We start from the raw sequence: 15,734 nt of genomic DNA on the forward strand, positions 1-15,734 counted from the left end.
CTTGGATTTACCCATCACATTAACAACTCCGCTCTACGAAATGCCAGTGGTTCAAGGGCTTTCATCTGCACCAGGGTCAGCGGCGCGAAGTTGCGATCAAGCTGCAACTCGGCAAAGCGCTCCACCGTCAACCCGCCCTCGCGGAACAGCTTGGCCCGCACCGGCCCGATCGCCACATCCTGAAACGACGCAGGCTGCTGCTGAAGCCAGTGGTAATAGTCGAGGTCAGCACCTACCTGCTGCCCGCCATTGGCACCCACCGAAGCCCGGGTAGCGCCCTTGGCGAACAACGCGCTGAGCTTTGTCAGCAAGATGAAAGTGGTGCGGCAGTTCGGGTGAAACGGCGGCCGTGGGCCTGAATCCACCGGAAACTTGCGCTTGTCCATCGAGCGGCATTGCTGGCTGGTCTTGCTGTCCAGCGTGGCCACCATCTGGATTTCTTCCACGATGTCAGTGTTGGCCTTGGCCACCTCCATGCGCGCCTGAGACGACACATGCTGAATCGCGGTATGTACGACCGTGCTGGCATTGCGGTTGGTGGTCGCCAGGATGCCGTCTTTGTAGCCTGCCGCCTTAGTGCCGCGAACGTTACGGATGATCTGGAAGTTCGTCTGCCCCTCGAAGAAACCCTGCCGAATCGTGCCGGTGACGCGCTCTCGCTCGGCGCCGGTCCAACCCTTGATGAAGGCCTTCAGCAGCTTCCCGCCGCCGGTACCGCGCACGCTGAGCGGATTCGTCAGCACTGCGGTTCGGATTGCCGCAGCCGTCGGGGCGACCACGTCCAGCGAAACCCCAACCGGCGCCGACCGGGCAAGGCTGGTCGCTTCGAACTCTGCCTCATAGTTGGCGATATCCACCAAGTCGAGGTTCAGTTGCGCGCTGTAGCGGTCGAATATACCCAGCAGCAGGCTATCCACCTCTTTCAGCAGCGCCTCAAGGCGTTTGACGTTGTACTCGGTCAGGTCCGACTGGGTGAGCCGGTCGCGGACCGAGCGATCGATCTCCTTGAGGAAGGGGGCGAACTTGCCCACCTCCCCCGCCTTCAGCTTTTCGAGGAAGACCGCGTGCCGGATGGTGGCGTCATGAATTGCTTGGTTTGCCGCCATTTGGTGTGCCCTCGTTGTCCAGGCCCAGGCCGTCGCCCTGCTCCTGCAATTCGCCGTCGATCTGCAGGTCAGTGCGCTCTGGCGCGATCAGGCCCAGCTTCCGCAGGTAGGCCCGAAGGTCAGCCTTCGCGAATCCGCCGTTCTGCCACAAGCCGACCAGGGCCGTGATCATCTGCGGATCAGCCGTCAACTCGACGAACTCCTGATTCACCTGGTAGGCAACCTTCTTGTCAGCGATGCCCATGTAGGCACAGCACCACATGATTGCCCGGGTGTAAGCCTCACTGACGTTTGCCACGCAGCCGGCCAGCACCGAAGTGGAAGCCGACTGATCGCCGCGGGACTCCGTAGCGGTCTTGGTGGCAAGTGACGCCACCACCATCCGTGCGCCCAGCTCGATCATCATCTGGTTTTTGTCGGCCATCGCCTCCTTGACCAGCGTGTTCGGTGCGGGCTGGGCGTAACCGAATGCGCCGCCGACTGGCAGCATCATCGGGGCCCTAGAGCCGACATAGACGCCGTTCTTCTCCATCCAGTCGCGCCACTGCTCATCCAAGCCACTGATCCATGGTTGGGCCTGTCCACACCAGAAAACGCTGTCCTCATAGTCGGCGCTGTTCCGGAAATGGCCCAGGTTGATCATGGCGATGTCGTACAGCGGTGATTCGTCGATGCTCGGGTCGTTGTTCTGCGCGCCAACGAAGGTAAACGGGATCTCTTTGAAGCGCCCGGTGACACCTTCAGGCCTGAATTCTTCGGTGACCGCCAGTGGCCCACCACCTTTCGGGCCGGACCGGCGCCAGACGCGACAGACAAAACCGTCATCCTCCAGCGCCAACTCCCGGTATTGCTCAACTGTCTTGAAGCCGAAACCGTCGGGTATCTCCGGCGACTCACGCAGCACCACCAGCGTCAGCACGCTATGGCCGTTCACCATCCCGGTGCGCCAGTTGATGATGTCTTCAGCGCAGTAGGACAGGATCACCGAGTGCCCGCCGATGCTGTCGTCCTGGTGATAGTCGACGTACAGACCATGCCGACCAGCCTCAAGCACCTTTTCAAGCGTGCCCTGGGAGTGCTGGTAGATGCTGACGCCAGAGCCGTTGGCGTTGTCCTGCAGATATTCCAGTTTCTTCGGCACCGTGAGCGTCGGATCTTTGTGGAAGGCCAGGCCCAAGAGCCCGTTACGAGTGTGCCCAGTGGCGTTCTTGAACACCGCCCGCTCACGGTAAGCCCGGTTCCGGTCTTCGTTTTCCGGCGATTTATCGTGTCCGTTGATGTACGGCAGCCGATCGACAACCCGGTGCTGACCGGCACAGACGTCGCGGACTGTCGCCCAGCGGTCCAGCGCTTCAATGTAATCCGCCCGCTTGAAGGAGACGTCGTTGCTCATCGGGCGTATCCCATTTTGATAGCGGTGACCGGTTTGATGATCGGGTACTCGCGGTGGATGAAGTAACCGCCGGCGTCGTTCGCGTGATCGATCCCGGCAGTTTTGTCTGGCTCCCCGTTCGCGCCCCACACCTGCTGCTCCAGGCCATCAGCATAGGTTGGGCAGGTGAACGGGTTGACCAGATAGCGGCGCTCGCCCTGTGCATTGCAGAAGACGGCGTTCATTGCGTTGATTCGGTCCTTCACCGGCGGGTTTGCCGCTGGAGCGATGACCGCGAATCCGGCCTGCTTGAGCATGGCCAGGTCTGTGATGCTGGCGTTCACGGACTTGCGCGAATCGCCCGATGCATCTGGGTAGATCCTGATCTCGCACGTCTTCTTGAAGTCGTTGCCGTCGTGCTGCCAGTAGCGTTCCTTGATGCGGCGGATCATGTCAGGCGTGTCGTAGCCGTCGATCAACTCATCTACTGCCCTGGGCAAGCCCTGATTGCGCTTTACGTGGGTAATCGCCGCCATCTTGCCGACGTTGAAGTCCATGCCGATGAACAGGGGCTCGCCAGGCTTTACGGTGTCGAAGCATTCGTTGAGCTTGCGATCGTAGGCCGTGTAGATCGTCCCGGACGTCAGGTTGACGAACTGGCCCTTGAGGTACGCCATGATCAGCTGTGGTGGATACGACTCCATCAGGGATGCGATGTAGTCATCCGGCAGGTTCAGCTCGTTGTCGAAAGTGCTGGCTTGCACCAGGCCATACATTTCCTTGAGCGATGGCTTGTCGCGCAACTGCTTCACGAACTGCAGGAAGACGAATTTGAAGCCTTCCGGCGTCGTGGTGACGTCCACCCCGTTCTTCAGCCCAGGCAGGTTGTAACGCATCCGGGCGATGATCTTGCGCCAGGCCTGCTGTGCCTTGACGGCAGTCAGCACGTCCAGCTCATCCACCAGGGCATGGCCAATCTTGAAACCGACGATCGTCTGTGGCTTCTCCATCGACCGACAGATAACAGTGCCGCGATACTGCCGGCCACTGTAGATGTGAACTTCGTGGTTCGCCTGGTTGATCTTGGTCTTCAGCCCCCAGTCGTAGGCCACCTCATCCATGGTCGGATAGAAGATGTCCCGGATCTGCGGGTAAGTCGGTGCGAAGTAACCAGCGTTGACGCCGGGCCACTCCATGAAGTGCTTGCTCAGTGCCGAGCATCCCACCCAGGTCTTACCTGAGCCGAACCCGGCAACGAACGCACGGAATTTATGGGGTAGCGTGAGGAACTGAGCCTGCGGGACATTAAGGCTCGGCATTCGGCTTCCTCGCATCCACCACATCGACCTGAATGCGGGTCGGGATTACCGGTTCATCACCAGCTTCTTCCTTCCTGGCCCGGTTGACGTAGATGTCGCCGGTTTCTTTCGCTGCCTGCTCGAGGATCTGCATGGCCAGGCCGATGTTCTTCATCGTCTCGGCCTTCTCCACGAAGCGGTTCATGGCTCGCAGGCGGAACGCGCGGTTGGCGATCGGGATCTCTGCCGTCTCTTCGCGGAACCGCTTGCGAGTGTCGTGAAAGAGGGTCTGCCACTTGAGCGCCAGGTGGGAGCCGGCGCGCTTTGTTGGGTCGTGCTGCTCAACCTGCTGCCGGGTTACGTCCACATCGAATTCTTGCTTCACCGCTTGTGAGACCTGGCTCGGAGTGTCGAAACACGCCAAAGCCTGAACGATGAAGCTCTTCACCTCATTTTTCAGGGCTGCCATAAGTTAGATTCCGTCTCACGCCTGTCTTACATCAGGCCAACTTGAGCAGACAGGTTCCGCAGGCCCTCGCAATATTCAATTTCCCCACCTCGGCAGGACTGTTTGCAGCATCCACCAACGCTTGAACGTCAGGGCTTGCACCATAGCGGCGGACCACACCGACGAACTCCTCGACGTCGTGGCCCTGCAGCTTGATCTTCGGTGTGCCGTCTTGGGTGAATGCTGGTTGGCCGTATTTGTCGGTCGCGTGAGCCAGGTGATACAGCTCGTGCTCGATCAGGGCGCAGAACTCAAGGTCGCTGCACTGGGCGCAGTAATCGGCAGCCAGCGTGATGATGAAAGCCGGCACATCGCCGAACCAATCACGCATCTGCTGCTCCATACGCGCCTTCTGCCAACCACCCGCGCGAAACGCTACCTGCTCGGTCTGGCCCAGGACTGTACGGCCTTGCTTCTCGAAGCTCGACGAAGCCCACATGACCCGGATGTCTGCATCCAGTAGATGGGCATGGTCTTCGTTGTGAATGGTGCCGGCGTCGGCAAGGATCTCGGTTTGGAGCCACTCCCATACCTCAGGCGCAGGAGCCAGATGGATACCGAAGCGGGATAATTCGGACAGTTCAAGCACTTCCGGCGGCGGTACTGGCCTGGATACAAAACAGTTTTTAGCCATTGGAATTCCAGCCCTGAGACCCCATATCAGTCGTCTCGTACATAGGATTTACCAATGAAACCCATTGATTACCAGGCAGCCCCCATAGAACAGGTCGCTGTGATTTATATCGCTGCGAAACTCCTGATTCAGCGCGGCGACAATCTTTCTGAAGAAGGCATGAGCTCGGCGAAAACCGACCATGGAGACGCACATGACGAACTTACGAAACGCTCATTTCACCCCGCAGTGTGGATTCGCGGCCAACACTGCCTGAGCCCAGAAGACTTCCTCTGCCTGCTCAATACGTCGCCGCCAGAAACTGTGGAACTGAAACAAAGCACAGCAGGCGAAACGTTACTTGTGCCAACCTCTTTGATACTTAGTCGATTTGCTGACCTAGCAATGCGGTGATATGAGATTTACAAGCCTTGCGTACCGGCTCTCACCATCCCCAACGATTAATTCGATCAGTTTCTCGGTCACACAATCACCATTTCGTGAGTGTGCCCGTGTAGGACTGCCACCACCAAGCCTTGTGGTAGTCCGGCAGACTTTGCTGCGTCTACTGCCTTAGCGATGGCACCATCCAGATCGGTAAGGGCTTTGTTGATGTCCTGGCTCATCGGCAGTGCGTGGCGCAGGCGGGTGACGTTGCTCACGGCGCGACCTCATACTGAAATGCCCGATCAGCAGGCATGGCAGTCACAAACCGGCACCGGTGGGCGTCGAACTCTTCCTGGGTGGCGATCGTGCGCTCGTAGCGTGAGTTGGTCTTCCCGGTGAACCGCTCACGATGAACGACCACACCCTGACGCAGGAACTCGACTTCGGCCGAACCCAGGAGCTTGGTTACGATTACTTTCATGTGACCTGTCTCGCGCCACGATTTGGCGCTTTCAAAAACGTGGCGCGGATTAATCGACCTTGCGACTGGGCAGTTTGAAGTCAGTCACCCTGTCAGCAATCGACCGGATCTTCTCCACACCCAGGAAGCCAACCCAGCCGCCTGCGAAGGTGGCCATGCTCTGGGGCAGACCGAAAAAATCTAGACCGCTGATGATGGTCAACGTCAGTCCGCCACAGATCGCGCCCTCCACCAGCATCTGGCGCCGCGTGCCGCCGCCGTAGGTGATGCGCAGGACGGCCATGGCGCAGGACAGCGCAGCCGCATAGAGGATTGGCGAATGCTGGCTCAACCACGCAAGCGCAATCGCCCATGTGTCTGGTTTGTCTGGCATGTTGGACATCTCGGTTCCTCCCCGTCAGGGAGTTATGAATATGACAGGCCATGACCTGCAGATTTGAATCAGCCCCGGCGGCACTCCCAGCTCAGAGCGAAGGGTGTGGCGGGGCCGAAAACGAAAAAGCCCAGCGCGATGGCTGGGCTCTATAAAACTTTTGCTACCTAGTACCGCTCTAACTTCTGCGTCTCGCTCTTGTTGCAGCGGATGCAGGATAGGGTTTTGTGCGTATCGTTACGGGAGACCTCAGTCATGTAGTGGTCTTCCTTTTTAACCTGGGTGAATCCGCACCTGATGCATTTTTCCTGCACCTTGCAAAAATCATCTCTTCCCATGTCCACGAAATCTTCATGCTTTACCTTTGAGTCTTCGTGGTCGCAATGCACACAGTTGCGAATCATCGTGCAAGTGTGATGGTTTTTGTAGGAGAACTCTCCATGCTCGTGCTTATGCTTGGTGACATGCTCAAAGCAGTCAGGACATGTCTTTTCCAGCAGACACGCAGGACCATTAACTGCCTTCGCATAATCGCCGGCGTGCATGCCAACTCCGCATTTAGCCTTGAGAGCTAGCTCCTTGACCTTATCGAAAAATCCCATTTTTAGCTCCGGCGTTTTGATATCAACGCCGGTATGTCGTCTGCAAAGCTGAAACCTTTAATACAAAAACCCGGCGCTTGGCCGGGTTCATGGTTTCGTGTGCGTTTCGCGTTACTTGTGCACTATGGGAAAAGTACCCGCATTATTCATTCATGTCAATAACATTATGCCGCCTCTTGATCTTTTTCCGAGTGGATCACCTGCCAGATTGGCTGTTGCGCCTGTATATCCACCTCCTCAATGACCTTTCTCAGGGAAATCCACAGATCTCGCCAGTCCCGGTTCCAGTTGTTTTGATCTACTGACGCCCCGAAGAACGTCATCATCTCAGCAGCGACACGCGCCGGCCCCCACTCTGCCGCGCCATGCACCTCCCCCTTATACGATTGCAGGGCCAGGGTAACCAGGTACTGCGCTTTCACACGCTTGGCCGATGTCAGGTCTGGTAGCGCCGCCTTGGCCGTGACCAGCAGCACCGCGTTCAGAAGGTGCTTCATGTTCATCGCCGGGTGATACAGGTAGTGCCCAAACTGCTGGACTTGGAACGGAAGCGTGTCGATGGCCCGCAGCACCTTGCCGATCGTGGCCAGGTGCGCTGCCCTGGCCGTGGATCGTCCTGACGGGGTGCCGCGCGTCTCGCTGATGCTGATCTTCTGGCGCACGACCTGAATACGCTCTTCCTTGTCATCCCCCAGCGCAGCGAACACGGCCTCGGCGCGGCGCATGCGCTGCCCCTTTTTGATCGATGCCGATTGCGCTTTGTCGATCGCCACAGCGCTGATCGACGCGTTCGATTCGTGCTGAGCTTCGGTCCATACCTGCCTTGCGTTGATCAGTTTCATGCTGCCTGCCCCTTCTTAAGTTCTCTGGTCTTTGCCCTGTACTCAGCCTTGATGGCCTTGATCTCTTCGACGGTGTACTTGCGCGCCTCATGAGGCCCTTCGATCCACGCAACCTTTTCGGCGCCGATGCGCAGCACCAGACGGATGCGGTACTCCACGGCATTGCCGGACAGGTTGCGGTTGCACTTCACGCACTGGCGGTGGATGTTAAGCGGCTCGAAGCGCAGCTCCGGGCAGGCGCCGACAGACCGGTAGTGCCCGGCGTCCCAGCGGCTGCCAGTCATGAGGTCGTTATCGTTCGGCGTGGAGTCGCAGCTGATGCAGGGCAGGTGCGCGTCACGGAGACGCACGTATTCATTCACCGCCGCCTGGGCTTCGCGCAGGTGATCCGCCCTGCTCTTCAGCTTCTCCTTGCGGACCTTGATCTCGCGGCGCCCTACTTCTGCCAAGGCCTTCCCGGCGATCGCCCGGCCTTTCTCCGACTGCCCATGAGCAATGGCGCACTCGATCTCCCCGCATACGGCCTGGGAGGCGCGGACGGGGACGAACATCACTCGGCACGCTGGGCAGCGCCGGCGGCGTGGACCGCCGGACGCGAGCGGGGTTTTGCGCTGTAGTGGGGTGCGCTTCATACAGCCTCCTTGGCTTTATGCAACTCTGGGGTAAAGTCGCCCCTCAATGGCATCAGGTCTGCTGCCCTGAAGAATCCGTAGCCGTCCTCATCATCACGTCCAACGACCCATCCTGCGTGCGGAGCGAACCACAAACAGCCATCCGGCTCGATCGCACCCTCCCCGGCAGGAATGAACACGACCAGCGACACAGTGGCCATAGCCGGAATCTGGTATTTCGAAACCAGCGTCAACGCCAGGTCGCCCGGCTTGAAGTTATGGCTCATGCGGCCTCCTTAAATGCTTCAAATTCTGCCATTTCGGTCAGTCGCTCTTCCGTGAGCGTTGGCCAGTCATTCAGCACCAGGTACGCGCAGCACTGGCGCCAGAAATCTTGGAATGTCTCCTCTCCCATCGAGTCGTAGGAAAGGCTGCGGGGTGTTTTACGGGTGAGTTGGCCCAGGCCGGGAATGTCGAACAGCTCCTCGTCGCAGTACACGCCCGACTCAAGTTGCAGGGCCTTGATTGCGTCGTGGGACTGCTTGCCGGAGAACCGGTCGATGTTCTGGCTCAGCACCCGGCCAAGGCCGTGGACCAAGCCATTGAACCGTGGGTTGCGCGGCTGCTTGAGGTCGGCGCGGATCTTCGTGTTGATCCGGAAATCCCGCTCGCGAAGGATCGACCGGTCGGCGTCGGATGACGGCACGAACGCGGCCACCTCCTTTCCGGTCGCTGGATCGACCAGGCGGCGCAGAACTAGGTACACGGGCATTGGGCGGGGCTTTGCCGGCTTGGTCATGTCAGAACCCCTCCTTGCCGCGCTGAGATTCCCACTCAAACGCCACGCCAATGCATCCGTTCTCGCGGATGCGGTCTACACAGCGCACGCCCAGGGCATCGTTCAGCTCAGCGGGCGATAGATTACTGACGATGATCATCGGGCGCCCCTGCTCGTAGCGGCCGTTGATGATGCTGAATAGCGTGGCCAGTTCGAACTCGCTTTGCTTGGTGGCGCCCACTTCGTCCAGCACCAATAGGTCGGCGCCGATCAACTCGCGCATGATGTGAGCCTCGGAGTCGCCAGACTTGTCGCTGAAGGTCGCCTTGATATCGCCAATGACGGAGCCGACAGTGCGGTAGATCGCCTTGACCATGCGCTCGTTGATCAGAAAGCTCGCCGCTGACGTGGCCAGGTGCGTCTTGCCTGTCCCGACCTTGCCAAGGAGCAACATGCAGCGCCCTTCCCGCTTGTGTTTCGAGAAGTTGTCGACGTATTCCATGCAGGCGTCCAGAGCGACTTGCTGGGAGGGAGAAGACACAACAAAGCCGGCGAATGACTTATCCGCGAAACGCTTGGGGATCTTGGCGGCGTCGTGCTGCAGCGTCCGGAATTGAAAGCGCTTGCGCTCAAGCTCTTCCATATCGCGCTTATCACTGGCGCAGATCGGGCAACCAGAAACACCGCCAGCCCTGAGCATTACCGCCGAGTATTCCCCGTGTGTGTCACAGCGCGCCGGCTGACGGCCAATGACGCCGAACTTGCGGTCCAGGTGCGGGCCGAGGTCAGAGACGGAACGTGCCATTGGCGTTCTCCTTGGTGCCCGCTTTGTAATCGCGGCTCTCGGTCAGAGTGTGACGGGAGATGGCTTGTGGCTTCGGGAATTGGCGAATATTGCTCGCCCGGGTCTGGTCGTTCTTGACCCACTTCACCAGGAGGGATACCCACTTAGCCTGAGTATTCAGGCCGCCATCGGTTTCATGGTGAGCGGTGAATGGCGCCACCGCCTCCTTGGTAAACAGGTCAGGGGATATGCCGTAGTGAATGGCATAAGTCTTCAAGAGGTTGGCGTCAGGCATCCACTCCAGGGTCATTTCCACTGGGGCCTTTGGGTCGACAGATTTCTCGGACTCTTCCGGTGGACGGTCCTCAAGGTCATCGAAGCCTTCGAAAGCGCCGCCCGCCTCACTGCTGGAATCTGGAGTTTCCTCGCCCGCGTTGAGAGAGTGGTGTTCGTCTTGATTCGGAGAATCAGTGAATACGGAATCAGGAATCAGGATTCCACAATCAGGAATCAGGGCGTTATCGAACGGTGGGTTAACGTGCTCTAACGGTTCTTTAACGTTAAAAGTCTGTTCACCAACAAGAACCTTACGTTGAGAGCCTGCGACTACAACGTTCTTTTTCCGTTCGTAAACAGTGAGGTAACCGTTAATGTCCGGGAGTGTGCTGTCCTTTTCCGAGCCGTGCGGGCTCTGGTGCTTCTGGAAGTTCACGATCTCAATGACGGAGAAGCCCGAGACCTGATAGCGAGAAATGAACCCGGCGGCAGCAAGGCGTGCGAGGCCTTCTTCCACGTCGTAGTCATCGCACGGGAACAGTTCGATCTTGATTCGCTTCACGCGATCCTCGAGGCGCCCTTCCCGATCTGCCAGACACCACAGACCAATGAAGGCCAGGCGGTCAAATGCCGGAAGCTCGACCAGCAGCTCGTTGCTGAACAAGCCGGGCTTTATGTTGCGTGCTCTGGCCATTACGCAGCCCTCAGTGCTTTGTCGTGGGTAAATAAACCGTCCCAGGTCTTCTTCATGGGCAGTTCGCCGGCCAGGTACAGGTCGTACAGGCGTGCCGCGCCCTTCTTCAGCAGAACAGGCGTGTAGGAGATGAAGGGATCTTTGCCGTGAGGCGTGACCTCGACCTGGTGTTCAGTCATGTACTTGTCGCGGGCGTAAGAGCCAACACGGTGACGGGTGCCGGACTTGCTCTCGTTGTAGAGCCAGTTGCGCGCTTCCAAGTAATTGTTGACCCCATTCAGGGCCTTGCAGAACTGGGTATGGGTCATGCCTTCCTTGAAGAGGTTCTCCAGGGAGTGGATCTTCGTGGCCTGCTGCTCAACTTGGGCGGTGAGCATCAAGCGGGCCTTTTCAGACTCCATGGCGATCTGCAGGATTTCGATGGTGGAGAGCTGTTGTGGTTGCGCAACCTGCCCTTCCAGTTCCTGCCATCGGTCAACGAGGGCGGCAGTGAACTCCGGGCTGAGTTGCGCGACAACAACGAAGCTGTCCCGCTTGCATATCAGGTACTCGGCGGCCGGGCGACCGAGGCCGTCGAGGTATTCCACCATTGGTGGAGAACCAATAACCTTCCGTTCGACCAATCTCTCGATGGTGCGTTTCACGCTGTCGTGGCGAGATTCGACCAGCTCGGCGATCTCGCGGGAGGTCATAGTTTTGCGCGCCACGTTTTCAGATTGCGGAAAACGTGGCGCGAGATCTGTAGCGCTATTGATATGTGGCTGGGTTTGCATATAATCGGCCTCACAAAGTGTTATCGAATCAGCCACCCTCGTCCGGTGGCTTTTTTGTGCCTGGGATTCAGGCGGCCTTCACCGAGGCCTTAAGTTGCGCCAGTGCTTTCTCGGCGTGATCGATCTCGCGAAGGATTCGGGTGCGATCAACCTGATCGCATCGGCCGTCGGCCATCGCCGCATGTGTCTCGACAGTGATTTCGGCGAACTCCAGCGTTGCGCGCCCGAGCGCTTCATGGATGTCAATCGCCATGGGCTGAGTGGTTTTCGTGATCGAATAACCGAACTCTCCAGCCAGGGCAGCCAAGGGCCGCATGTCTTCCGTGTGAAGCAGCAAGGAGTACAAGTGCTTGACGTTGAACCAGGCACCGTCGTAATTCGCATTGGCGCGCTGAAGCAGGCTTACCGGCGGCATGCTCATCAGCATGGCGAGATTCTTGGTGTTCGCCTCTTCGACGGCGGTGTCACAAGCCCTTAAAAAGTCCTGCATGCCTAAAACCTCGAATTTCTTTACGTGGCGCCCTGCTAGGTGCAGAGGCGATCATTTGCTTAATGGAGCGGTGGGCAGGGATGTCAGGCGGCGGTTTTCTTCGGATGAGCCTCAGAAAGAAGCCAAGAAGGTTCGAACGGTTTGCCATTGGCGGCAGCCAGTTCTGCAATTCTCTTGGCGTATTGGGTTTCGCCGGTGTACTCGGTGCGCGGCAATGCGTCGGCAACAAGCCACTTGTAGATAGCGCGCGGGGTCTTCCCGCAGGCCATAGCCACGGACGGAACACCACCGGCATCTTCAATCGATTTCTTGAGCGACCGCATAAGGCCTCCGAGTCATATATGAACTTGCGGTACATATTATGTCGGAACTGAAAGTACACGCAAGCGCATGCGATAGTGAACGTATGGTTCACATAGAAGATATTCGCGCCGCTTTTGTTGCCCGCCTAAAGCAATCCTTGGCTTCCAAGGGTGTTGATGATTGGGGAGCTGGCGCTCGCCTAGCGGAAGTGACAAAGGTGACGCCAAAGGCTGCCAGCAAATGGCTCAACGGCGAGTCAATGCCTGGCCCAGCGAAAATGCGGGCTATAGCAGACTTCCTGGGTGTGAAGATTGAGTGGCTTCAATTCGGATCGGCCGATTACCCTTTGAAGGGGGAAGTGGGTGCCGATGACCAGTTCAGGGTTGAAGAGCCGAAGTCGGCCGCCGAGTTAGTTCGCCGCATGCTTGCCAAGCATGGCGCTGGCCTTTCTGACGAGGCAAAACAGAAAATTACCGAGGCTGCCCAAGATACAGCCGAGACGAAATCGAGCAACGTAATCACCGTTGACTTCTCTCGCCCCGGACAGGTCGGCGATGAGGTTTGGATTGCCCACTACGACGTGCGCGCAGCGATGGGCGGCGGGCAGATCCCGCACGAATTCCCAGAGATGCTTCAGGACATACGGGTCAGCCCCAAGCACCTGCGCGAGATGGGCGTCACGTTCAAAGAGCACTTCCACCTCAAGATGATCACTGGGTGGGGTCAGTCGATGGCGCCGACGATCAAAGATCGCGACCCCCTGCTCGTGGACATCACGATCCGGGAGTTCACTGGAGACGGTATTTACCTCTTCTCCCACGACGAGATGCTGTACGTGAAGCGCCTGCAGAAGAAAGGCAAGGATCGCTTCAAGATGATCTCGGACAACAAGCACCATGACCCCGAGGACATCCGAGTGGATGACACCCACATCCTGGCTCGGGTGCTCTACGTGTGGAACGGACAGCCAGTATAACGCCATGGCTCTGACCAAACCAAACCAGCAGCTACGCCGCGACCTCAAGGCCATCGCCTTCAACCTTGAGCAGTCCTGTATCGACCTGGGAAAGCTGGCGGAAAAGCTCAGCGATGCCGATGCCATAGCCCTGATGGGGCTGGTGGGCACGCTCTATGAGGAAGCCGACAGGTTGGTGGGTTATGCCGAGGAAGTGAAGGCCGGCCGAATAAAGCGGGTCGCGGAATAGCGCAAATGACTGCATGGCGAAATCAGAGCTTCTGGAGCAAGGTTGGGGTCATTGCTTGCCTGGCGTTGCTTATGATGATTCCCGGCTACTCCGACGCAGCCGGGCTTAGCTGGGGCTCATCCGGCCGTAAGCGCGTGTTCAGCCCTGGCTTCCTCATGCTCTGCGTTTTCGTGGCTGTGTTTGAGCTGATAGCGCTGAACCACTTCTATGGGAAGGACGGGTAAATGGCAGATTTGATGGAAAAGCTCGACGGCCCCAGGACCGCCCAGCAGGAGCTGTTCTACGACCTTGAAGACGCGACGGCAGTTATAGCCTGGTCGGTAGCCGAGCTGACCACTGTCGCGGGGCTCGCCAAATCACCGGAAGATGCCATCGCCTTGATGAAGATGTGTGCCCTGCTCGCTGCCCATCAGGAAAAGCTCAGCGGTTATGCGGATGAGGTGAAGGCCGGGCATATCACTCGAGGCCTAGGCGTGCAGCCTACTCAAATTTTTTAAGCGACGCATTCGAGCATGGAAGAAACCTAATGCCTGAGAGCATTACAGCTGTTGAGATAATCAGGCAAAGCCATCAGGGAATTTCCATAAAGCCTTTCATTGTGCGAGGTGATGATGGGGCGCCCTATTTCGTGAAAGGGCTGGAGAAGGCCGGAGGCCCTGCGCTCATTTCCGAGGTGCTCGGCGCGGAACTCGGAATTCGCCTGGGGCTACCCATCCCTGACTGGAAGTTGATGCGTGTGCCTAATGAGCTGATCGCCTTCAGTGCTATACCAAATGTTACCGACCTAGGCGGGGGTTTGGCATTTGCATCAAGAGCGGTCGAGAATGCATCCGACTTCAGTGTGAGCAATATTGATCGCACGCCGGTCGATCTGCGGCGGCGCGTTCTCCTATTCGACCTATGGGTTAGAAACGGCGACCGGTGCCTCGGCGAACTAGGAGGCAACGTAAATTTAATCTTGGACTCATCAGGAAGCCTGAGCGTCATAGATCACAATATGGCGTTTGACAGAACATTCAGCGGCACAGACTTGATGGAGACGCATGTTTTTCGCGAGTGCAGGTCATTCTTCAGAGACCTTGTCGTTCGTCAGGAGCACATGGAAATCCTTAGTAAGGCCGTAGGCGACTGGGGTACGATCACTGCCCTTCTGCCAGACGACTGGCTCTATCGCGACAGTGATAACATCGATCTAACAGAGCCGACGGTAGCTGAAAGGCTGGAAATGCTGGAAGTGTTCAAGGAAGAGCGGTTCTGGGGAGAGTTATGAAACACATTTGCAACTACTCAATTTTGCGGTTCTTGCCTTACCCGGAAACAGGCGAATTTGTGAATATTGGTATCGTCCTGATAGCCGATAACGGAGACTTTCGCTTCAAAATTGAGAAAAAGCGCCAGCGTGTCACCAATTTCTTCCCTAGCCTGGATTCTAAGATTTTCCTCAGAGCTCGACGCGAGATGGAGGCAGAGCTAACGAGGCTTAGTGGCTTCTTCACTGCAAACAGGTCTAATCTGAACTCGCTTCTTGGCACCTTTAAGCACCTTGTTCATCCTCGCGAGACGATGATGCGCTTCAGCGATCCTGGAACGATGGCAATTGAAAACGCCAACCAGGCAGTCAGCGAACTATTTGATCACTACGTGAACCACAGCTTCGCGACCAAGGAGTACCAAGAAACCATTTTGGAACGCCAGCTTGGCAAGCTCTTATCGGCCAGCAACCTAAAGCAGCGCTATAGCGAACATAAGCTGGGCACGGCTGATTACCCGGTCAAGTTTCCATTCGTGATGATAAATGGCGCGCAACCCGTTCAGGCACTGAAGCCAATTCACCTGGGTCACGACGAGCCATCAAAGATCATTGAGCATGGCGATGCGTGGATATCCAAGGTTCGTCGCCTGAGCTCTGCTGAGCAACTAGCACAAGACACGCTGTTCATTGCTAGCCCGCCAGAGGAAGGTAAGACCAAGCTGCTCAAAGCGTTTCGGGAAATTTGCCAGGAACTCAAAGGCTTTCCGGGGGTTAGGGTTACAAGCACCGCTGAAAGCCGAAGCAGCCTCCTCGAAGAGATCAAGAAAGGGATACCAGAGTCAATCCATTAATAGTCTAGCCCGTTTTGGCGGGCTGTTTGCAGTCAAGCCCGGCCCAGCGCCGGGCTTCTTGTATCTGCCTATCCAGCGGATAGTTTTTCTCCATTACCCAATTCATATGCCCCTACGTACATTGATGCCATTACG

The 15,734-nt window shown here is 57.5% G+C and carries 25 protein-coding genes; 7 read left to right on the forward strand and 18 right to left on the reverse strand.

Going from position 1 to position 15,734, the window contains the following annotated elements:
• Nucleotides 1-14: 14 nt before the first annotated feature.
• Genes U5A08_RS15270 through U5A08_RS15290 form a run of 5 tightly spaced genes read right to left on the reverse strand, consistent with a single transcriptional unit; the run spans nt 15 to nt 4,918 of the window.
• Nucleotides 15-1,106 carry a minor capsid protein gene (locus U5A08_RS15270; protein WP_321847295.1) on the reverse strand — a complete coding sequence of 364 codons (1,092 nt, stop codon included), beginning with the start codon at nt 1,104-1,106 and terminating at the stop codon, nt 15-17.
• Entirely contained in the window at nt 1,081-2,499 is a 1,419-nt protein-coding gene (locus tag U5A08_RS15275) for a DUF4055 domain-containing protein (RefSeq protein ID WP_321847296.1), read from the reverse strand. Before U5A08_RS15275 ends, U5A08_RS15270 begins: the two co-directional genes overlap by 26 nt.
• Complete coding sequence (locus U5A08_RS15280; RefSeq protein ID WP_321847297.1) at nt 2,496-3,797, reverse strand: terminase large subunit domain-containing protein; 1,302 nt, start codon at nt 3,795-3,797, stop codon at nt 2,496-2,498. The genes U5A08_RS15275 and U5A08_RS15280 overlap by 4 nt, the downstream gene beginning before the upstream one ends.
• Nucleotides 3,784-4,245 carry a DUF2280 domain-containing protein gene (locus U5A08_RS15285; protein WP_104902926.1) on the reverse strand — a complete coding sequence of 154 codons (462 nt, stop codon included), beginning with the start codon at nt 4,243-4,245 and terminating at the stop codon, nt 3,784-3,786. Before U5A08_RS15285 ends, U5A08_RS15280 begins: the two co-directional genes overlap by 14 nt.
• 31 nt (nt 4,246-4,276) lie before the next feature.
• Nucleotides 4,277-4,918 (reverse strand): putative metallopeptidase, encoded by a 642-nt coding sequence (locus U5A08_RS15290; RefSeq protein ID WP_321847298.1) that lies wholly within the window; start codon nt 4,916-4,918, stop codon nt 4,277-4,279.
• A 54-nt stretch (nt 4,919-4,972) separates the two neighbouring features.
• On the opposite strand from U5A08_RS15290, the gene U5A08_RS15295 reads away from it, so the two are divergent.
• Entirely contained in the window at nt 4,973-5,311 is a 339-nt protein-coding gene (locus tag U5A08_RS15295) for a hypothetical protein (protein WP_177030284.1), read from the forward strand.
• A gap of 68 nt (nt 5,312-5,379) precedes the next feature.
• Here the strand turns inward: U5A08_RS15295 and U5A08_RS15300 are convergent, their stop codons facing one another.
• The 13 genes from U5A08_RS15300 to U5A08_RS15360 all read right to left on the reverse strand — a co-directional run bounded on the left by U5A08_RS15300 (nt 5,380) and on the right by U5A08_RS15360 (nt 12,311).
• A complete protein-coding gene (locus tag U5A08_RS15300) occupies nt 5,380-5,559 on the reverse strand; it encodes a hypothetical protein (RefSeq protein WP_321847299.1) in 180 nt (59 codons plus the stop codon).
• The gene (locus tag U5A08_RS15305; RefSeq protein ID WP_321847300.1) at nt 5,556-5,765 is read right to left on the reverse strand and encodes a hypothetical protein; all 210 of its coding nucleotides are present in this window, start codon (nt 5,763-5,765) and stop codon (nt 5,556-5,558) included. Before U5A08_RS15305 ends, U5A08_RS15300 begins: the two co-directional genes overlap by 4 nt.
• Nucleotides 5,766-5,814: 49 nt before the next feature.
• On the reverse strand, nt 5,815-6,147 hold the full coding sequence (locus tag U5A08_RS15310; RefSeq protein WP_104902921.1) for a phage holin, lambda family: 333 nt from the start codon (nt 6,145-6,147) through the stop codon (nt 5,815-5,817).
• 158 nt (nt 6,148-6,305) lie between these two features.
• Complete coding sequence (locus U5A08_RS15315) at nt 6,306-6,740, reverse strand: hypothetical protein (protein ID WP_321847301.1); 435 nt, start codon at nt 6,738-6,740, stop codon at nt 6,306-6,308.
• A gap of 164 nt (nt 6,741-6,904) precedes the next feature.
• A complete protein-coding gene (locus tag U5A08_RS15320) occupies nt 6,905-7,582 on the reverse strand; it encodes a bacteriophage antitermination protein Q (protein WP_321847302.1) in 678 nt (225 codons plus the stop codon).
• On the reverse strand, nt 7,579-8,214 hold the full coding sequence (locus tag U5A08_RS15325) for a recombination protein NinG (RefSeq protein WP_321847303.1): 636 nt from the start codon (nt 8,212-8,214) through the stop codon (nt 7,579-7,581). Before U5A08_RS15325 ends, U5A08_RS15320 begins: the two co-directional genes overlap by 4 nt.
• On the reverse strand, nt 8,211-8,480 hold the full coding sequence (locus U5A08_RS15330; protein ID WP_167655238.1) for a hypothetical protein: 270 nt from the start codon (nt 8,478-8,480) through the stop codon (nt 8,211-8,213). The genes U5A08_RS15325 and U5A08_RS15330 overlap by 4 nt, the downstream gene beginning before the upstream one ends.
• The gene (locus U5A08_RS15335) at nt 8,477-8,992 is read right to left on the reverse strand and encodes a hypothetical protein (protein ID WP_321847304.1); all 516 of its coding nucleotides are present in this window, start codon (nt 8,990-8,992) and stop codon (nt 8,477-8,479) included. Before U5A08_RS15335 ends, U5A08_RS15330 begins: the two co-directional genes overlap by 4 nt.
• Before the next feature lies 1 nt (nt 8,993).
• Nucleotides 8,994-9,776, reverse strand: coding sequence for an ATP-binding protein (locus U5A08_RS15340; RefSeq protein WP_321847305.1), 783 nt, complete (start codon nt 9,774-9,776; stop codon nt 8,994-8,996).
• On the reverse strand, nt 9,757-10,725 hold the full coding sequence (locus U5A08_RS15345) for a DnaT-like ssDNA-binding domain-containing protein (RefSeq protein ID WP_321847306.1): 969 nt from the start codon (nt 10,723-10,725) through the stop codon (nt 9,757-9,759). The genes U5A08_RS15340 and U5A08_RS15345 overlap by 20 nt, the downstream gene beginning before the upstream one ends.
• Nucleotides 10,725-11,498 (reverse strand): Rha family transcriptional regulator, encoded by a 774-nt coding sequence (locus tag U5A08_RS15350; RefSeq protein WP_321847307.1) that lies wholly within the window; start codon nt 11,496-11,498, stop codon nt 10,725-10,727. Before U5A08_RS15350 ends, U5A08_RS15345 begins: the two co-directional genes overlap by 1 nt.
• A gap of 67 nt (nt 11,499-11,565) precedes the next feature.
• Entirely contained in the window at nt 11,566-11,988 is a 423-nt protein-coding gene (locus U5A08_RS15355) for a phage regulatory CII family protein (RefSeq protein ID WP_321847308.1), read from the reverse strand.
• Nucleotides 11,989-12,071: 83 nt separating this feature from the next.
• On the reverse strand, nt 12,072-12,311 hold the full coding sequence (locus tag U5A08_RS15360) for a helix-turn-helix domain-containing protein (RefSeq protein ID WP_321847309.1): 240 nt from the start codon (nt 12,309-12,311) through the stop codon (nt 12,072-12,074).
• Between the two features lie 83 nt (nt 12,312-12,394).
• On the opposite strand from U5A08_RS15360, the gene U5A08_RS15365 reads away from it, so the two are divergent.
• The 6 genes from U5A08_RS15365 to U5A08_RS15390 are packed head-to-tail and all read left to right on the forward strand — an operon-like array spanning nt 12,395 to nt 15,599.
• A complete protein-coding gene (locus U5A08_RS15365) occupies nt 12,395-13,267 on the forward strand; it encodes a S24 family peptidase (protein ID WP_321852232.1) in 873 nt (290 codons plus the stop codon).
• Nucleotides 13,268-13,271: 4 nt separating this feature from the next.
• A complete protein-coding gene (locus U5A08_RS15370) occupies nt 13,272-13,496 on the forward strand; it encodes a hypothetical protein (RefSeq protein WP_321847310.1) in 225 nt (74 codons plus the stop codon).
• Between the two features lie 5 nt (nt 13,497-13,501).
• Nucleotides 13,502-13,720: a hypothetical protein gene (locus tag U5A08_RS15375; RefSeq protein WP_321847311.1), complete on the forward strand. Its 219-nt coding sequence runs from the start codon at nt 13,502-13,504 to the stop codon at nt 13,718-13,720.
• Nucleotides 13,721-13,993 carry a hypothetical protein gene (locus U5A08_RS15380; RefSeq protein ID WP_321847312.1) on the forward strand — a complete coding sequence of 91 codons (273 nt, stop codon included), beginning with the start codon at nt 13,721-13,723 and terminating at the stop codon, nt 13,991-13,993.
• A gap of 29 nt (nt 13,994-14,022) precedes the next feature.
• Complete coding sequence (locus U5A08_RS15385) at nt 14,023-14,766, forward strand: HipA family kinase (protein ID WP_321847313.1); 744 nt, start codon at nt 14,023-14,025, stop codon at nt 14,764-14,766.
• Nucleotides 14,763-15,599 carry a DUF3037 domain-containing protein gene (locus tag U5A08_RS15390; protein ID WP_321847314.1) on the forward strand — a complete coding sequence of 279 codons (837 nt, stop codon included), beginning with the start codon at nt 14,763-14,765 and terminating at the stop codon, nt 15,597-15,599. Before U5A08_RS15385 ends, U5A08_RS15390 begins: the two co-directional genes overlap by 4 nt.
• The last annotated feature ends 135 nt before the right edge of the window (nt 15,600-15,734 follow it).

This window comes from Pseudomonas paraveronii (assembly GCF_963681955.1).
Classification (GTDB): Bacteria; Pseudomonadota; Gammaproteobacteria; order Pseudomonadales; family Pseudomonadaceae; genus Aquipseudomonas; species Aquipseudomonas paraveronii.

Coding starts and splice junctions, on each gene's coding strand:
- U5A08_RS15280 (WP_321847297.1), bottom strand. CDS start 3,797: ATGCCGAGCCTTAATGTCCCGCAGGCTCAGTTCCTCACGCTACCCCAT.
- U5A08_RS15355 (WP_321847308.1), bottom strand. CDS start 11,988: ATGCAGGACTTTTTAAGGGCTTGTGACACCGCCGTCGAAGAGGCGAAC.
- U5A08_RS15335 (WP_321847304.1), bottom strand. CDS start 8,992: ATGACCAAGCCGGCAAAGCCCCGCCCAATGCCCGTGTACCTAGTTCTG.
- U5A08_RS15295 (WP_177030284.1), top strand. CDS start 4,973: ATGAAACCCATTGATTACCAGGCAGCCCCCATAGAACAGGTCGCTGTG.
- U5A08_RS15380 (WP_321847312.1), top strand. CDS start 13,721: ATGGCAGATTTGATGGAAAAGCTCGACGGCCCCAGGACCGCCCAGCAG.
- U5A08_RS15270 (WP_321847295.1), bottom strand. CDS start 1,106: ATGGCGGCAAACCAAGCAATTCATGACGCCACCATCCGGCACGCGGTC.
- U5A08_RS15305 (WP_321847300.1), bottom strand. CDS start 5,765: ATGAAAGTAATCGTAACCAAGCTCCTGGGTTCGGCCGAAGTCGAGTTC.
- U5A08_RS15375 (WP_321847311.1), top strand. CDS start 13,502: ATGACTGCATGGCGAAATCAGAGCTTCTGGAGCAAGGTTGGGGTCATT.
- U5A08_RS15340 (WP_321847305.1), bottom strand. CDS start 9,776: ATGGCACGTTCCGTCTCTGACCTCGGCCCGCACCTGGACCGCAAGTTC.
- U5A08_RS15330 (WP_167655238.1), bottom strand. CDS start 8,480: ATGAGCCATAACTTCAAGCCGGGCGACCTGGCGTTGACGCTGGTTTCG.
- U5A08_RS15320 (WP_321847302.1), bottom strand. CDS start 7,582: ATGAAACTGATCAACGCAAGGCAGGTATGGACCGAAGCTCAGCACGAA.
- U5A08_RS15285 (WP_104902926.1), bottom strand. CDS start 4,245: ATGGCAGCCCTGAAAAATGAGGTGAAGAGCTTCATCGTTCAGGCTTTG.
- U5A08_RS15370 (WP_321847310.1), top strand. CDS start 13,272: ATGGCTCTGACCAAACCAAACCAGCAGCTACGCCGCGACCTCAAGGCC.
- U5A08_RS15315 (WP_321847301.1), bottom strand. CDS start 6,740: ATGGGATTTTTCGATAAGGTCAAGGAGCTAGCTCTCAAGGCTAAATGC.
- U5A08_RS15350 (WP_321847307.1), bottom strand. CDS start 11,498: ATGCAAACCCAGCCACATATCAATAGCGCTACAGATCTCGCGCCACGT.
- U5A08_RS15360 (WP_321847309.1), bottom strand. CDS start 12,311: ATGCGGTCGCTCAAGAAATCGATTGAAGATGCCGGTGGTGTTCCGTCC.
- U5A08_RS15290 (WP_321847298.1), bottom strand. CDS start 4,918: ATGGCTAAAAACTGTTTTGTATCCAGGCCAGTACCGCCGCCGGAAGTG.
- U5A08_RS15345 (WP_321847306.1), bottom strand. CDS start 10,725: ATGGCCAGAGCACGCAACATAAAGCCCGGCTTGTTCAGCAACGAGCTG.
- U5A08_RS15385 (WP_321847313.1), top strand. CDS start 14,023: ATGCCTGAGAGCATTACAGCTGTTGAGATAATCAGGCAAAGCCATCAG.
- U5A08_RS15325 (WP_321847303.1), bottom strand. CDS start 8,214: ATGAAGCGCACCCCACTACAGCGCAAAACCCCGCTCGCGTCCGGCGGT.
- U5A08_RS15275 (WP_321847296.1), bottom strand. CDS start 2,499: ATGAGCAACGACGTCTCCTTCAAGCGGGCGGATTACATTGAAGCGCTG.
- U5A08_RS15310 (WP_104902921.1), bottom strand. CDS start 6,147: ATGTCCAACATGCCAGACAAACCAGACACATGGGCGATTGCGCTTGCG.
- U5A08_RS15390 (WP_321847314.1), top strand. CDS start 14,763: ATGAAACACATTTGCAACTACTCAATTTTGCGGTTCTTGCCTTACCCG.
- U5A08_RS15365 (WP_321852232.1), top strand. CDS start 12,395: ATGGTTCACATAGAAGATATTCGCGCCGCTTTTGTTGCCCGCCTAAAG.